The sequence below is a fragment of the Streptomyces sp. NPDC053426 genome, assembly GCF_055585405.1.
Genome location: NZ_JBVJKE010000006.1, coordinates 129,695 through 146,014, shown reverse-complemented (window position 1 = coordinate 146,014; position 16,320 = coordinate 129,695). Strand labels below are relative to the sequence as shown.

The following is a 16,320-nucleotide window of genomic DNA, read 5'->3' as shown; positions in this document are numbered from 1 at the left end:
TCGGACCCTACCCGCGACCCACCCGGCTGACTCCTTCTTGTCACTCCGGTGTCGTGCCCAGGTCCAGCCGCCAGTCCTGGCCGACCAGATCCTTGCCGAAGGAGTGGTGCGGCTTCTCGGCGACCAGCGTGAAGCCGTGCCGCTGGTAGATGTGGCGGGCCGAGGTCAGTACGTCGTTGGTCCACAGGACCAGGTCCCGGTAGCCGGCCGAGCGCGCGAAGCCGACGACCGCCGAGACGAGCCGGTCGCCGATGCCCAGGCCCCGGGCGTCCGGCTCGACCAGGAGGAGACGGAGCCGGGCGGTGCCGGGGGCCTCGTCCCGTACGCACATCACACAGCCCACGGGGCGGCCGTCCAGCTCGGCGATCCACACGCGCTCCCCGTGCGGGTCGTGGTCCTGCGCGTACTCGGCGACGATCTTGGCGACCAGTACCTCGTAGTCGGCGTTCCAGCCGTACTCGGCCGCGTACAGCGCCGCGTTGCGCTGCACGATCCAGCCCAGGTCGCCGGGGCCGGGCTCGCGCAGGACGACGTCCTCACGGCCGGGCCCGCGGCCCTCGGACAGGAGGTCGCGGATGGTGCGCATGGCCTCCGAGAGGCGCTCCCGGTCGGCGGCCGGAACCGTCGACAGCAGGGTCCCGACGGCCTGGTCCGACCGCTCGGCCAGCAGGGCGGCGGTCTCCCGGCCCTGCGGGGTGAGGGTGACGCGCCGACGACGCGGATCCTGCGGGGAGGGCACCCGCTCGATCAGTCCGTCCCGCTCGAACCGGTTCAGGATCCGGCTCAGATACCCGGCGTCCAGCGCGAGCCCGGTGCGCAGGTCCGCCGCGTCCGTGCGCGGGGAGTGCGCGAGCTCGTACAGCACACGGGACTCGGTGAGGGTGTACGGGGCGTACAGCTGCCGGCTGTAGTCGAGCGCCCCTATGACGTTGGTGTAGAAGCGGTTGAAGGCACGTACATCCTGAACGGTCACGACCACCCCTCCGATCCTGTCGCCGACTCCCACCCCCAGAATATCTCTGACTCAGTCAAACATCCCTACCCTCCGGGACATGGGGAACCGCGCGAGATCCCCACCCTTCCGGGGACGTGGGGACTACGCGAAATCCCTCACCCCTCCGGGGGTGCGGGGAACTGCGCGAGATCCCCCACCCCTCCGGGGGTGCGGGGAACTGCGCGAGATCCCCCACCACTCCAGGGGCGCGGGGAACTGCGCGAGATCCCCCACCACTCCGGGGGTGCGGGGAACTGCGCGAGATCCCCCCACGACTCGCACCCGGCAACACGCCCCCGGCAACACGCCCCCGGGCAACACACCCCGGGCCCGGACCCCCGGTCCGATCAATCCCGCGGCCCCGCCGTGGACCCCCGCACCATCAACTCCCCCCGCACCGACGCGATCCCCCCGTGCGGCGCCTCCTCCCGCCCCATCGCGATCCGCCCCGCACGGGCCCCCGCCTCCGCCAACGGCAACCGCACCGTCGTCAGCGCCGGCACCGCGTCGATGCTGAACGGCAGATCGTCGAACCCGGCCACCGACACGTCGTCCGGAATCCGCAGCCCCGAGTCCCGCAGCGCCGCGCACGCCCCCAGCGCGACGGAGTCGTTCGCCGCGACCACGGCCGTCAACGACGGGTCACGCCGCAGGAGTTCGAGCGTGGCCTCGTACCCCGACCGCCGGTCGTACCGGCCGTGCACGGTCCACCGGGCGTCCTCCTCGATGCCGTGCGCGGCCAGCGCGTCCCGGTGGCCTTCGAGCCGGTGCCGCGTCGTGGTCCGTTCCAGGGGCCCCGCGATGTACCCGAGCCGCCGGTGCCCCAGCCCGATCAGGTGCTCGGTGAGTTCCCGCCCGCCGCCCCGGTTGTCGAAGGTCAGCGCGATCGCCCCGGTCTCCGCCGCCGGCGGCCGGCCGCACAGCACCACCCGGGTCCCGGCGTCCGCCAGTTTCCGCAGCTTCGCGTCCATGGCCGCCTTGTGCGGCGCGTCCTCGATCGCGCCGCCGGTCAGCACCACCGCCGCCGCCCGCTGCCGCTGGAGCAGCGTGAGATAGGTCAGTTCGCGCTCGGGCGAGCCGCCCGTGTTGCAGACGACCGCGAGTCTCTCCCCGCCCGCGCGCCCGCCCGGCCCGCCGATCTCCGCCTGGATCGCGCTCGCCATGATCCCGAAGAACGGGTCGGCGATGTCGTTCACCAGGATGCCCACCAGGTCGGAGGTGGCGGCGGCCAGCGCGCTCGCGGGGCCGTTGAGGACGTAGTCCAGCTCGTCCACGGCCTTCAGCACCCGTTCACGGGTGGACGCGGCCACGGGGTAGTTCCCGTTGAGCACGCGCGACACCGTCGCGGGGGAGACCTGCGCGCGAGCCGCCACGTCCGCCAGGGTCACCGTCATGTCTCGTCCTCCGCCTCGCGCGTTCGCCGTACGCCGTCGTACACATCCACGCCCACACCCGTGGTTCCGAGCAGACCCTACGGCCATCCGCGCGGTTGTTCGCCCCCTCGAACAACTCGGCTCCGCCGTGGTCTTGTCCACACCGCCGTTCAGAGGCTAGCTTCTCTCTACATAGAAAGCGCTTGCTGTCACGCTCACCAGTGGGGCGTACGCGGCGCGCGAACCGCGTACGAAGGGAATGACGTGACACGCAAGACGGTGCGTATCGCCATGAACGGCGTGACCGGGCGCATGGGCTACCGCCAGCACCTCGTCCGCTCCATCCTGGCCCTGCGCGAGCAGGGCGGCCTCGACCTCGGTGACGGCACCGTGCTGTGGCCGGAGCCGATCCTGGTCGGCCGGCGGGAGCACGCGCTGAAGGCGCTGGCCGAGCGGCACGGGCTGGAGCACATCGCGACGGACCTGGACGCGGTCCTCGCGGACGACAGCGTCGACATCTACTTCGACGCCCAGGTGACCTCGGCCCGCGAGGAGGCCCTCAAGAAGGCGATCGCCGCGGGCAAGCACGTCTACACCGAGAAGCCGACCGCCACCGGCCTCGACGGCGCCCTGGAACTCGCCCGCCTGGCCAACGCGGCCGGCATCAAGCACGGCGTCGTCCAGGACAAGCTCTTCCTCCCCGGCCTGCTCAAGCTGAAGCGCCTCATCGACGGCGGCTTCTTCGGCCGGATCCTCTCCGTGCGCGGAGAGTTCGGCTACTGGGTCTTCGAGGGCGACTGGCAGGAGGCGCAGCGCCCGTCCTGGAACTACCGCAGCGAGGACGGCGGCGGCATCGTCGTCGACATGTTCCCGCACTGGGAGTACGTGCTGCACGAGCTGTTCGGCCGCGTGAGGTCCGTACAGGCCCTCACCGCCACCCATGTCCCGCAGCGCTGGGACGAGAACGGCAAGCCCTACGACGCCACCGCCGACGACGCCGCCTACGGCGTCTTCGAGCTGGACGGCGGCGCCATCGCCCAGATCAACTCCTCCTGGGCGGTCCGCGTCAACCGCGACGAACTGGTCGAGTTCCAGGTCGACGGAACCGAGGGCTCGGCCGTCGCCGGCCTGCGCAACTGCCGTGTCCAGCACCGCTCCGCCACCCCCAAGCCGGTCTGGAACCCGGACATCCCCGCCACCGAGGTCTTCCGCGACCAGTGGCAGGAGGTCCCGGACAACGGTGAGTTCGACAACGGCTTCAAGGCCCAGTGGGAGCTGTTCCTGCGCCACGTCTACGCAGACGCCCCCTACCACTGGGACCTGCTGGCCGGTGCCCGCGGCGTCCAGCTCGCCGAGCTGGGCCTGAGGTCCTCGGCCGAGGGCCGCCGCCTCGACGTGCCGGAGATCGCGCTGTGACCCTCCACCTGCCCGACGCGAACGGCACCCTGCGCGCCTACGAGCCCCGCACCGAGCCCCGTGCCGTCACTCCGGGAAGCGCTTTCACCTCCCGTACGGTCTTCTCGGCCGCGCACGTCGTCGCCGACCCGTACGCGGACGTGTCCCCCGACTCACCGGCCGCCGTCGACTGGGACGCCACCCTCGCCTTCCGCCGCCACCTGTGGTCGCACGGCCTGGGCGTCGCCGAGGCGATGGACACCGCGCAGCGCGGCATGGGCCTGGACTGGGCGGGCGCGGCCGAGCTGATCCGCCGCTCCGCCGCCGAGGCGAAGGCGGTCGGCGGCCGCATCGCCTGCGGCGTGGGCACCGACCAGCTCACCTCCGCCGCCACCCTCGCCGAGGTCCGGACGGCCTACGAGGAACAGCTCGCGGTCGTCGAGGAGTCCGGCGCGCAGGCCATCCTGATGGCGTCCCGCGCGCTGGCCGCGACGGCGCAGGGCCCGGACGACTACCTGGAGGTCTACGGCCACCTCCTGCGCCAGGCCGCCGAGCCGGTGATCCTGCACTGGCTGGGCCCGATGTTCGACCCGGCCCTCGAGGGCTACTGGGGATCGGAAGACCTCGACGCGGCCACCGACACCTTCCTGGAGGTCATCGCCGCCCACCCCGACAAGGTCGACGGCATCAAGGTCTCCCTCCTCGACGCCCAGCGCGAGATCGACCTGCGCCGCCGCCTGCCGCAGGGCGTGCGCTGCTACACCGGCGACGACTTCAACTACCCCGAGCTGATCGCCGGCGACGAGCAGGGCTTCAGCCACGCCCTGCTCGGCATCTTCGACCCGCTCGGCCCGCTCGCGGCGGAGGCGGTCCGCGTCCTCGACACCGGGGACAGCGAGGGCTTCCGCGCCCTCCTCGACCCGACCGTCGAACTCTCCCGCCACCTCTTCCAGGCCCCCACCCGCTTCTACAAGACGGGCGTGGTCTTCCTGGCCTGGCTGGCGGGCCACCAGTCCCACTTCACGATGGTCGGCGGCCTGCAGTCGGCGCGCTCCCTGCCGCACTTCGCCCGCGCCTACGAACTCGCCGACGGCCTCGGCCTGTTCCCCGACCCCAAGCTCGCCGAGGAACGCATGAGGACCCTGCTGCACCTGTACGGAGTGACTCCATGACCGCCGACCTCACGCGTTTCAGCATCAACCAGATGACGGTCAAGCAGCTCTCGCTGCCGGACCTCGTCGACGCCTGCCGTGACCTGGGCGTACCGGGCGTGGGCCTGTGGCGCGAACCGGTCCGGGCGTACGGCGTGGAGGCGGCCGCGAAACTGGTCCGCGACGCGGGCCTGGCGGTGACGACACTGTGCCGGGGCGGCTTCCTCACCGCGATCGACCCCGAGGAGCGGGCCGCGGCCCTGGCCGACAACCGGCGCGCCGTCGACGAGGCGGCCACGCTCGGCACCGACACCCTGGTCCTGGTCTCGGGCGGCCTGCCGGCCGGCTCCAAGGACCTGCGCGGCGCCCGCGAGCGCATCGCCGACGCGCTCGCCGAACTCGGCCCCTACGCCGAGGAGCACGGGGTGAGACTGGCCATCGAGCCGCTGCACCCCATGTTCGCCTCCGACCGGTGCGTGGTCTCGACGCTCGCCCAGGCCCTGGACATCGTGGAGCGCTTCCCCGCCCACCAGGTCGGCGTCACGGTCGACACGTACCACATCTGGTGGGACGACCGGGCCCCCGCCCAGATCGCCCGCGCGGGCGCGTCCGGCCGTATCCACACCTTCCAGCTCGCCGACTGGACCACCCCGCTGCCCGAGGGCGTCCTCAACGGCCGCGGCCAGATCGGCGACGGCGCGGTCGACATGCGGGAGTGGAAGGGCTACGTGGAGGCGGCCGGCTACACCGGCCCCATCGAGGTCGAACTGTTCAACGACACGCTGTGGGCCCGCGACGGCCGCGAGGTCCTCGCCGAGACGGCGGCACGGTTCGCGGAGCACGCGGGCTAGGAGCCGCACGCGGCGATCCGGGTCTTGTGCGGGGCCCGGGTTTCTGCCCGCGCGGCGTCCCGGGTCCTGTGCACGGCCCGGGGCGCCGCACGCGGAGGCGCGGGGCGCGGGAGAAGCTCTGGGGAGAGGTCCTCCCGTGCCCTGTCGTCCCGTCCCGCGTGGAGCACACCGTCAGGCCCCCGCACCCGGCACACCGGCCCGTAGGTGCGCCGCCAAGCGGTGCAGCTCCACGAGGGCACCGGCGTCCGATCCGTCCCCCAGCGGGTAGTGCAGGGCCGGTTCGGACGCGGGCCCCAGGACGACGGGCCGTACCTCGACGGGCGGGCGACGGGCATGGGTGAGGCCGATGCCCCGTACGTCCCGCGCGCCCAGGGTGAAGGCGACCGGGACGGGAGGGGCCTGGAGCACGGGCCCCGTGGTGAGGTCGCGGGAGGCCCGCCGCACCGAGGCCAGCATCGTCGTCAGGCCGTGCTCCGCGACGAGCACCTCGGCGAGCGGGGCGATCGCCTCCAGGGGCGGTTCCTCACCCTCCCCGTATCCGAGGACGAGCGTCACGTCCTGCTCGACCCCGGCGGTCGTCCGCGTGACCCGGATCCACGCCAGCGCGGGCCGGTCGGGGTGCCCCGCCACGATCAGATGGGTCGGCTCGGGGGCCCGGTCACGGGCCAGACCGGTCAGCCGACGCGGCGACCAGGGCAGGTTGACGGGTTCCGCGGTGCCCCAGCCGGCCGGCGCCGAGCCGGTGAGCGCACGCCAGGCGGCCTCGAGCCCTTCGCCCAGGACGGCGTCCTCGTGCGCGGGGAGCGTCGTCCGGAACGCCACGACGAGCTGCCGGTCGCCCGACGGGGACGTCCGGCCGAACGCCTCGGCGACCGGGGCCGTGCCGTCCGCCCCGGGCACGGGCGCGAACGTCCCGTCCCGCCAGCGCAGCACCGCCCCGGACAGCCCGTCGTAATAGCCCTGGTCCGGGTCCTGGACCACCCAGCGGTTGGGCACCTGGAGGAGGGTGGCGCGGGCCGGGGCACTGAGCCGGACGTGCGGCGGGGTGACGATCTGCAGGGCACGGCCCGACTCGGAGGTGCCCCGCAGCACCTCGGAGAGCCAGGTGGTCAGGGCCAGGACCGGCCGGTCGGCCAGGACGACGGACGTGCTGTCGGTGAGGACGTCCACGACCGGCTGTCCGTCGTCCGGCGCGACGGCCGCGCGCACGTCCACGACCTCGGTGCTCGCCGTCGGCCCGGGCCAGGTGCTGCCGCCCAGCAGCAGGGCGAGCCGTCCGCACACGGATCCCGCCAGCCGCTCGGCCCCGGGCACGGCGCCGGAGGCCCGGACCTCGGTCCACCAGAACGGCACGGGCACGTCCCGGCCGAGCAGCCGTTCGGCCTCCCCGGGGACCTGGACCAGCAGCGGGGCCTCCACGGACACGAGGGGCCTGCCGTCCGGGGCGCACAGCCGCAGCACGGCGCCTTCGGAGCCCGCGGTCACGCCCGCCCCGGGGCCGCCCGCGTACAGGCCGGCCAGCAGGGCCCAGGTGTCCGGCATCCTCGGGGTGAGGGCGATGACGTCCTTGGTCACGACTTCTCCTCTCCGGCTCCGGCCAGCGCGGTCTGGACGAGCCGGTGGTTCCGGCCGCGGCGGACCAGGGTGCCGCGGCCGGGTGGCTGCCGGGAGGCGTACAGGCCGGGGAAGAGCTGCCCCTCGGTGCGGTCGCCGGTCATCACCAGGGCGGTGGCGCCCGTCTCGCGCAGTGTGGTCAGGAGCGGTTCGTACAGCGCGCGGGAGGCTCCCGCGGTGCGGCGCGCCAGCACGAAGTGCAGACCGATGTCCTGCGCGGAGGACACGTACGGCAGGAAGGGCGCGAGGGGCTGTTGTCCGGCGGTGGTGAGGATGTCGTAGTCGTCGACGAGGATGACGATCCGCGGGCCCCGGAAAGCGGGTTCGCCGGTCTCGGGCGCGTCCGGGTCGGCGGTCTCCGGCATCCGCTTCCGCAGTTCGGCGGCGATGCCCGTGGAGAGGGCGGAGGCGAGCGTGGCGTTGTGGGCGTAGCCGCCCCGGTACGGTTCCGGGACGACGCCGCGCAGGCCGCGACGGGGGTCGAAGACACCGAAGACCAGCTCGTCGTCGGAGTACCGTTCGACGAGCCCGGCGACGATCAGCTTCAGCAGGTTCGTCTTGCCGCACTCGTTGTCGCCGAGGACCAGCAGGTGCTGGTCGCCGCCGAAGAGGTCGAGCAGCACGGGGGCGAGGGCGTCCTGGTCGAGGCCGACCGGTATCCGCCGCGGTTCGGTGGCCGGCGAGGGCAGCCGGGTCACCGGCAGCCGGGCCGGCAGCACCCGCACCGGGGCGGCGGGCTCGCCGTGCCAGGTGGCGCGGACCTTCCGGGTCGCCTCGTCCAGGGCCGGGCCCAGGTCACCGGTCGTGGGCGAGCCGTCGATGCGGGGCAGGGCGACCTGCGCGAACAGTTTGCCGTCGGTCAGCACCCGGCCGGGAACGTCCGGCGAGAGGGTCTCGGAGAGCTTGCGGTCGACGGAGGAGTCGGCGGGGTCGTTCAGGCGCAGCTCGACGCGGGTGCCGAAGAGCGACTGGGTGGCGATGCGGACGTCGTTCCAGCGCAGCATGCCCGCCACCACGTGGATGCCGTAGCCGCCGCCCCGCTTCAGCAGGTCGGCGACCGGCTCGTCGAGGTCGGCGAAGTCGTCGCGCAGCGCGCCGAAACCGTCGACCACGAGGACGACGTCGGTGGAGCCGAGCCGCGGCAGCCGGCCCTGGGCGCGGAGCCGGCGGAGCTGGTCGACGGAGTCGATGCCGTGCTCGCGGAAGAGCGTCTCGCGCTCGTCGAGCATGGCGCGCACCTCGGCGACCGTACGGGCCGCGCGTTCCCGGTCGGCCCGTCCGGCGACCCCGCCGACGTGCGGCAGGGCGGCCAGCGCGGACAGGCCGCCGCCGACCAGGTCCAGGCCGTACACGGCGACGTCGCGGGGCGTGTGGGTGACCGCCAGGGACAGCACGAGGGTCCGCAGCAGCGTGGTCTTGCCGGACTGGGGGCCGCCGATCACGGCCACGTGACCGCCGGCCGTGGTCAGGTCCAGCACCCACTGGCCCTGCCACTGCCGGGCCGGGTCGTCGAGCACGCCGAGCGGCACCCGCATGCCGTCCGTGGCACGCGCCAGGCGCAGCCCGTGCTCGGAGACCCGGGCCGGTCCGGCGACCGCGTCCAGGGTGACGGCGTCCGGCAGCGGGGGGAGCCAGATGCGGCGCACGGCGGGCGCGGCGCCGGCGAGCCGGCCGACCATCAGGGACAGGACGGCCGGGCCGGTCTCCCGACGGGTGGCGGCGGGTTCCTCCTCCGACTCCTCGGCCTGCCCCGCGGTGTTGTACGCCGGGTAGGGCAGGGCGAGCGGCTCCTCGTCCCGCTGCTCGAGCACCGCGGGGCCGCGGTGGACGCCGGAGACGTACCCGGCCTTGAACCGTTCGTAGGTGGAGGTGTCGACCTTCAGATAGCCGAATCCGGGCAGGGGCGGCAGATGGAAGGCGTCGGTGGTGTCGAGGACCGTGCGGGACTCGTCGGCGGAGAAGGTGCGCAGGCCCAGCCGGTACGACAGGTAGGTGTCCAGGCCCTTGAGCCTGCCGCCCTCGATGCGCTGGCTGGACAGCAGCAGATGGACGCCGATGGAGCGGCCGATGCGTCCGATGGACAGGAACAGGTCGATGAAGTCCGGCTTGGCGGTGAGGAGTTCGCCGAACTCGTCGATGACGACGAACAGGTGCGGGAGCGGTTCGAGGTCCGGCCTCTCCGTCGCGCGCAGTACCGCGTAGTGACCGATGTCGGCGACGTTCCCGGCGTCCTTCAGGACCTGCTGGCGGCGCTTGACCTCGCCGGCGAGGCTGGTGTGGACGCGTTCGACGAGCCCGGCCCGGTTCTCCAGGTTGGTGATCATGCCGGCGGTGTGCGGGAGTTCGGCGAAGGGGGCGAACGTGGCGCCGCCCTTGTAGTCGATCAGGACGAGCGCCAGGTCCTCGGGGGAGTGGGTGGCGGCCAGGGCGAGGACGAGGGTGCGCAGGAGCTCGCTCTTGCCGGAACCGGTCGCGCCCACGCACAGCCCGTGCGGACCCATACCGAGCTGGGACGACTCCTTCAGATCCAGCAGGACCGGCTCGTGCCGGTCCGTCAGCCCGATGGGCACGCGGAGGAAGTCCCGTTCGCCGCGGGGCTTCCACAGGGTGGACAGGTCGAGGTCGGCGGGGTCGGCGATGCCGAGGAGCGCGGGGAAGTCGACCGGCCCGGTGACGGGGCTTCCCTCGGCGACGGACTCCGGGGACAGCCGCAGCGGGGCCAGCAGCCGGGCGACGCCCTCCGCCCCGGCCGCGGTGACCGGGTCGACGGTGCCTTCGGCGGTGCCCGGCGCGGAGGCGTCCTCGGCGCCGGAACCGCGCAGGTCCTCGACGACCACCCGCTCGCCGTGGACGGTGATGCGCACGCTCACCTCGTCCGGCTCGTGGACCTGCTCCTGGAGGAGGTGCACCACGGTGACCCCCATGTCCGGCAGCCCGACCGCCGAGTCCGGGCGGGGGAGTTCGGCGGCCGGCTCACCGTGGGCGTCGACGACCACCAGCAGCCGGCCCGCCAGCCGCAACGCGTTCCGGTCGGCCAGACCACGCCGTACCTCCGCCGCGTACGCGGACCGCCGGCCCAGCTCGTGCCGCAGCCGTTCGGCCAGCTGCCGCACCTCGGGCGCGATGCGGCGGGCGGCCACCGGACCGTCGTGTGCCTGCGGATCCAGTACGTGGGGCAGCCACTTCGCCCATTCCCACTCGGCCAGCCGCTCGCCGGGCACGGCCAGGGCGAGCGCGACGTCGTCCGGAGCGTGCGTCACCGCGGTCTGCACCAGCAGCGCCCGGACGACCCGCAGGACGTCCTCCCGGTCGCCGACGACGCTGACGTTCCCGGCGCGGTCCAACGGCACGGTCAAGGGCACGTCGGCGGCCGTCGCGAACCGGCGTTGCAGGGCGCGCGCCTCGTTGAGCATGAACGGGTCCGGCGGCGTCAGCACCCCGCCGGCGCCGCTCTGCTGGATCGCCGGCTCCTGGACGGGTACGTCACCGAGACCGACCCGCACCCGTAGGAAGTCGGCGTCCCGGCGGCGCCGTTCCCACAACCGGGCGGGGTCCCGCACCAGGTCGTACAGCGCGTCCGGCGGCGGATTCAGTTCCCGCTCCGCGTCCCGCAGCCGGCGTTCCGCGGCGCCGAGCTCCTCCCGCAGCTCCTCCAGGTACTCCAGGTAGCGCTCACGCTGCGTGCGCCGGGTGCGCTGCGCCTTGCCCCGCTGCGACAGGAACAGCGCCACCGCACCCAGCAGCGCGAAGACCAGCACGACCGCGCCCACCACCGCGAACCGGCTGTTGCGGACCACGGTCATCATGATCACGGAGCCCATGACGCCGGCCATCGGCAGCAGCGCGGTGGCCGCGTTGCCGATCTTCCCCTCGGGCAGGTTGGGCGGCGCCTCGACCGTACGGGGCCGGACGGGTTCCAGGGGGCGGGTGCTGCGGGCGGGCCGATGGACGATCTGCAGGGTCACGGGCGGACTTCTCCGGAGCGGGTCGTGACGGAAAGGGGGGAGCGGGTCGTGGCGGAGAAGGGGGAGCGGGTCGTGGCGGAGGAGGGGCGGGCACGGGCCGGGACGCGTCGGCCGGACACTCAGCGCACCCTCACCGCGCGCTCCATCACCTCGGCGGCCAGCCGCAGGGCGGCCTGCCGCGTGGTGTGTGCCAGGAGGTCGGTGCGGATGGGGCCGCCACCGGCCAGATGACGGTCGTACGGCACGGCGACGACGGTGACACCGGCCTCCTTGAGGTGCCCGGCGGCCGTCTTGTCGTCGAGGAGCGTGTCGGGGGTGTTCGACACCAGCGCCACGACCGTCGTGGCCAGGGCGGAGTGCGGCAACCGGGCCAGCCAGTCCAGTACCTGGCGGGTGGCGCCGACGCCCTCCGCGGTGGCCGGCGCGACCACCACCCGGGCGTGCGCGGTGTCCATGGCCGTACGGGCCACCTCGCCGGGAAGCGTCTCGCAGTCCACCACGCTCACGGCGAAGTAGCGGCGCAGCGCCAGCGTCACCTTGCGGTACGACACCATGTCGAGCGGCGGACCGACCTGGCCCCGGCTCGCGGGCAGCAGCCAGCCGCCGTCCGACACCGGCACCAAGTAGCCGGTCACGTCCGTCAGCTGCATGGACGGGTGGAGGATCGGCGCCAGATCGGCGAGCGTCCAGCGCACCGCCTCCGCGCCCATGCGCACCGGCAGGGTGCCCAGCGCGGCGTCCGCCTCCAGGGTGAGCACCGGGTCGTGCCGGTAGTGGTTGAGGGTGCGCCCGAGCAACGCGGAGACGGTGGACTTGCCGACACCGCCACGGATGGAGGTGACGGCCACCACCCGGCCCGTGGTGACGGGCTGCTGCAACTCGCGGGCGATCCTGGTCTGTTCGGCGACGTCCTGGGCCACGGACGAGGTGAGCTTGCGCAGGGCCCGCCCCGTGCGCCGGGTCACGGAGTCGCCGTGCGGGGGGCGTTTGAGGGCGAGGAGCAGACGGGGGTCGAGGGTGGGGGAGGACTCGGGGGCGGGGGCCGCGGGGAGGCGGGGGTCGTGGACGGGGGCAGGGGCGGCGTGCGGGGAGGGCCGCTCCGGGGCCGGCTCGTCGGCGGGCCCCGCGCCGGACATGAGGGCCGGGGACGCGGTGCCGCCCGGAGCGTCGGGTGGGCGGGACGCGTCACCGCCCGTGTCCGACGCCGCTTCCGACGCCGTGGCCGCGGGCTGCGGGGGTGCGGGGTGCACGAGCCGCAGCGCGGGCTCGCCGGGCCGGGCATCCGTACCCGGGCGGCCGCTCCCGGAGCCCCCGCCCAGCTCCCGCAGCACGTCCCGCTGCCAGTCGTCACCACCACCGTGTGCCGACGGCTGCTCCCGCCACTGATCCCCCTGCTCCCGCGCCATACCGCCGCGCCTCCTAAGCGAAGGTGTCGAGCAGTCGCCCGTACACACCGAACACGCCGACGAGCAGCGGGAGCAGCGCGATGACCCCCACCGATTCGAGCAGGTCACCGGCCCGCCGCAGCCGGACCCGCACGTGCTCGGCCGGCTGCACGGCGAGCACGAGGAGCGGCAGGACCGCCAGCACGACGAGGATGGCCGGCAGTGCCGCGGCCGAGGACCGCTCCGCCCACACCGTCAGCAACCGCACGGCGACGCCCGCCGCGGCGGCCAGCAGCACGACCACCTCGGCGACCAGCGGAAACGCCCGGGCCCGCAGAGCCAGCACCACCGCGACGACCGCGGCCAGCGGCACCGTCCACACGGAGGGATCCCGCAGCGCCAGTACGGCGGCCACGGCGGCCGATCCGGCCACGGTGACCGTGGCGAGCACCAACCCGCGGTGGGCGGCGGCCAGGGCGGCGGACACCTGGTGGCGGCTGACGGAGATCCCTCCGGCCCGGCGGTCGTCGAGCCCCGAGAGCCCGGACGCCATCAGCGCGAGCCGCGGCAGCAGCCCGAGCACCACCACGCAGACGACGCCGAGCACGGCCCCGACACGGGCCTGCTGCTCCGCCGTCCCGGCGCCGGACTGCACGGCCACGACGGCCTCCCAGCCGACGGCGGTCACGGCCACGGCACCGGCGCCCACGACCCCGCCCCGCCCCAGCGGCGTGAACAGCCCGAGCAGGGCGAGGACCAGCACACTCACGGCGGCCACCCCGGCGAGCCGCAGGGCGCCCGCCGAGGATCCGCCGACGACGTCGACCAGGCTCCACACACCCGGCACACCGAGCGCGCCCGCGCCGCACAGCAGGGTCGCGGCCGGCCCGTGCCGGCGCAGCCGCCCCAGGACCGCACCCGTGACCGCGGCCAGTCCGGCCGCGGCGAGCAGGGCACCGGCGACGACCGTCCGGTCGTACTGCGCACGCGCGAACAGAGCGGCGACGACCATCCAGCCCACGCTCGCGGCACCCGCCGTGACCCGGCGCGCGGCCGGCCCCCACACCCATGCCCGATGACCGAGATCCTCCGCCACCTCGTCGGTGACGTCGTGCACGACGGGGGCGGGCGGGGCGTCCTCCGCGCGGACGAGACGCAGCACGGCACCGTCGCGGACGCCCGCCGTCTCCAGTGTGCTGTCGTGATCGAGCGCGGAGCCGTCCACCGTGACGAGGTGACGCGATGCGGGCCGCCCCTCCACACGGTCGTCCAGCAACCGCATGATCTCGGGCAGCAGCAGCCCGACCGGCTCCCGCGCCGGAAGCACCAGGTCGACGCGGCGCCGCTCACCGACGAGCGTGACCCGGCTCAACACCGTCGGCCCACCGGCCGTTTCCCTGCTCAAGGCCCCCGTAGACATCACGATCGCGAACCTATCACCGGCTCGCAGGACTGTCGGAAGGCGTGGAAACGCCAGGGGAGTACGGGCTCTGCCCGATCAGCCGATGGGACACGAACGACCACCCCACACACCCCGCGCACAGCACGGCCGCGATCACCACCCCGGCGACCGCCTTCCCCATCCGCTCGTCCACGGCCCGCCGTTGCCGCTGCGCCCCGAACACCAGGGCGTCCCGCAGCCGCCGTCGCCGCACGGAGACGGACTCGAGGAGCTGGCTGTCGTAGTCCTGAGCGGTCATACCGGTCACCTACCTCACGTGGAGAACTCGCCCAGCCAGCTGCGCTTGAGCAGGTTCTCGGGCAGGTACTCCGACTCGACCTCGACGGGCAGTCCGGCGTCGTGGGCGAGGCAGGCGAGGGCGAGGATCGCGAGGGGGACATCCCCGTCCCCCGTCTCCTGGCGCTCCTCGCTCGCCGTCCAGTACTCCTTGTGCAGCTCGAGCGCCTGGACCAGAGCTTCGTTGAACTTGTCGGCGTCTCTGCTGACGAAGCGGTAGAACAGATTGATCGGCGGATACAGGACCTTGAGCATCATCTCGCGGTCCATGAACCGAAGCCGGTCCGGGTCGGTCCCGTCGAACGCGGCGACCAGCTTCTCCCCGAGCCCAGGACGTTCCAGCCAGTACGTCTGAAGGGCGTCGACCCAGTGGTAGATGTACTCCTCGAACACGGCGCCGGAGGCCCGGAGCGTCTCGATCGGCACCTCGCACAACTGCGTCATCCGCGCCTGGTCCCGGCAGACGATCGCCAGCCAGAAGGCTTCCAGCCAGGTACCCGCATCCACGAAATGCGTGATCCCCACGGCGGGGATCGTCCGTACCTCGTGGCCGATCATGCACTCGACGGTGGAGCCCTCCGGGGCGGTTGCCGAGGCGAACAGGGCGGACCCGACCTGCATGGCCGCGACCCAGGCTTCCCATGTCTCCAGCTTGTCCGCTGTGGGGTCGAGGGAGCACTGGAGCTTGGCGGTGTGCAGGGTGCCGCTGAAGGTCATGCCGAAACTCTGAGGCCACTCCCCGAGCTGCTCGATGTCCTTGAGTGTGTCCTCGTTGAATTGTCGTCTGAGTTCGTCGGGGTTCGGATGGCCGATTCCCTGCGCAGGTCGGGAGACGCGCGTCGGCATGAACTACTTCCTTATTTCGTGAGGTCGAACATTTTCATCCGGTATCCAGTGTGCTCAGGTCCGTGGGAATCCGCCTCGGCTGGGATACGGTAGACCTCTTCCGTGCTTATCGTGGTTCGCGGCTCACGTCTCAAACTCGCCGACCCACGAACGCTCCAGCAAATGCTTGGGCAAGTATTCGGATTCGACCTCGATCGGGAATTCGTTGTCGTAAGCCATGCATGCCATCGCAAGGGGTGCGAGAGCCACTAGACCGTCGCCGCTCAGGGCACGGGCCGCGTCTCCGGACCAGTACTGCTTGTGCCCGACGGTGGCGTCCACCAGTGCGCTGTTGAATCGGTCGGCTTCCCGCAGCTGGAATCGATGAAAGAGTTCGAGCGGCGGATAAAGAATCTTCAGCATCATTTCCCTGTCGGCGACGCCATCTCGTTCGGGATCGGTGCCTTTGACTGCTGATACCAGTTTGTCCCACATCTCCGTGGCCCGGCCGGCCCAGTAGTTCTGGAGGGCCTCCACCCACTCGTAGACGTAGTTGTCGAAAACCGCGCCCTCGGGAACAGAGGCACGGAGAAATGAGACAGGTACTTGCATCAGCCGATCGAGACGGTCGTTCTCGCGGCAGATCGTCGCCAAATAGACCGATGTGAGCCATGCCCCCGCATGCGTGTAAGGCGCCGGCCCTGTCGCAGGCAGGTTCTTCACCTCGCCCGCACTTCCTATGCGGCACGGTACGGGCCCCTCGGCGGCTGTGGCGGAGTCGAACAGGGCGCAGCCGACCTGCATTGCGGTGACCCAGGCCTCCCACGTCTCAAGTCCGGCTGCTTCGGGATCCGTCAGGCATCGCCACTTCGCCATGGTCAGGGTGCTGCTCAGCGCCCGGTGGCGGGAAATCTCCGATCTTTCCAGTCGGTCGAGAACCCGGCGTGTCCCATCGACGAGCGGCGCCATGTCCTCGGCTGCGTTGTCCGTCCGGAAGTCATGGCGCGGAACGCTCGTGACCACTGAACC

General features: G+C 72.9%; 12 protein-coding genes. 3 read left to right on the top strand and 9 right to left on the bottom strand.

Annotated features, from left to right (window positions below; translation table 11 throughout):
* Window positions 1-40 precede the first annotated feature (40 nt).
* Both ACZ62B_RS14425 and ACZ62B_RS14420 read right to left on the bottom strand, forming a co-directional pair.
* Window positions 41-973, bottom strand: a complete 933-nt coding sequence (locus ACZ62B_RS14425; RefSeq protein ID WP_469690492.1) for a bifunctional helix-turn-helix transcriptional regulator/GNAT family N-acetyltransferase — start codon at window positions 971-973, stop codon at window positions 41-43.
* Between the two features lie 368 nt (window positions 974-1,341).
* A complete protein-coding gene (locus tag ACZ62B_RS14420; protein WP_073931770.1) occupies window positions 1,342-2,388 on the bottom strand; it encodes a LacI family DNA-binding transcriptional regulator in 1,047 nt (348 codons plus the stop codon).
* Window positions 2,389-2,631: 243 nt separating this feature from the next.
* On the opposite strand from ACZ62B_RS14420, the gene ACZ62B_RS14415 reads away from it, so the two are divergent.
* The 3 genes from ACZ62B_RS14415 to ACZ62B_RS14405 are packed head-to-tail and all read left to right on the top strand — an operon-like array spanning window position 2,632 to window position 5,764.
* A complete protein-coding gene (locus ACZ62B_RS14415; RefSeq protein WP_344563457.1) occupies window positions 2,632-3,783 on the top strand; it encodes a Gfo/Idh/MocA family protein in 1,152 nt (383 codons plus the stop codon).
* Window positions 3,780-4,934: a dihydrodipicolinate synthase family protein gene (locus ACZ62B_RS14410; RefSeq protein WP_468719481.1), complete on the top strand. Its 1,155-nt coding sequence runs from the start codon at window positions 3,780-3,782 to the stop codon at window positions 4,932-4,934. The genes ACZ62B_RS14415 and ACZ62B_RS14410 overlap by 4 nt, the downstream gene beginning before the upstream one ends.
* On the top strand, window positions 4,931-5,764 hold the full coding sequence (locus ACZ62B_RS14405; RefSeq protein ID WP_469690490.1) for a sugar phosphate isomerase/epimerase family protein: 834 nt from the start codon (window positions 4,931-4,933) through the stop codon (window positions 5,762-5,764). Before ACZ62B_RS14410 ends, ACZ62B_RS14405 begins: the two co-directional genes overlap by 4 nt.
* 171 nt (window positions 5,765-5,935) lie before the next feature.
* Here ACZ62B_RS14405 and ACZ62B_RS14400 read toward each other — a convergent pair whose 3' ends face one another.
* The 7 genes from ACZ62B_RS14400 to ACZ62B_RS14370 form a co-directional block, all read right to left on the bottom strand.
* Complete coding sequence (locus ACZ62B_RS14400) at window positions 5,936-7,339, bottom strand: DUF6177 family protein (RefSeq protein WP_468719483.1); 1,404 nt, start codon at window positions 7,337-7,339, stop codon at window positions 5,936-5,938.
* On the bottom strand, window positions 7,336-11,343 hold the full coding sequence (eccCa, locus tag ACZ62B_RS14395; protein WP_469690488.1) for a type VII secretion protein EccCa: 4,008 nt from the start codon (window positions 11,341-11,343) through the stop codon (window positions 7,336-7,338). Before eccCa ends, ACZ62B_RS14400 begins: the two co-directional genes overlap by 4 nt.
* A 119-nt stretch (window positions 11,344-11,462) precedes the next feature.
* Window positions 11,463-12,749: a CpaE/TadZ family protein gene (locus tag ACZ62B_RS14390; RefSeq protein ID WP_344563447.1), complete on the bottom strand. Its 1,287-nt coding sequence runs from the start codon at window positions 12,747-12,749 to the stop codon at window positions 11,463-11,465.
* Between the two features lie 13 nt (window positions 12,750-12,762).
* Window positions 12,763-14,148 carry a type VII secretion integral membrane protein EccD gene (gene eccD / locus ACZ62B_RS14385; protein WP_469690486.1) on the bottom strand — a complete coding sequence of 462 codons (1,386 nt, stop codon included), beginning with the start codon at window positions 14,146-14,148 and terminating at the stop codon, window positions 12,763-12,765.
* 16 nt (window positions 14,149-14,164) lie between these two features.
* The gene (locus ACZ62B_RS14380) at window positions 14,165-14,428 is read right to left on the bottom strand and encodes a hypothetical protein (protein WP_073931778.1); all 264 of its coding nucleotides are present in this window, start codon (window positions 14,426-14,428) and stop codon (window positions 14,165-14,167) included.
* Between the two features lie 14 nt (window positions 14,429-14,442).
* Window positions 14,443-15,312 (bottom strand): immunity 49 family protein, encoded by an 870-nt coding sequence (locus ACZ62B_RS14375; RefSeq protein WP_469690484.1) that lies wholly within the window; start codon window positions 15,310-15,312, stop codon window positions 14,443-14,445.
* A 123-nt stretch (window positions 15,313-15,435) separates the two neighbouring features.
* The gene (locus tag ACZ62B_RS14370) at window positions 15,436-16,314 is read right to left on the bottom strand and encodes an immunity 49 family protein (RefSeq protein WP_344563441.1); all 879 of its coding nucleotides are present in this window, start codon (window positions 16,312-16,314) and stop codon (window positions 15,436-15,438) included.
* Window positions 16,315-16,320: the final 6 nt, after the last annotated feature.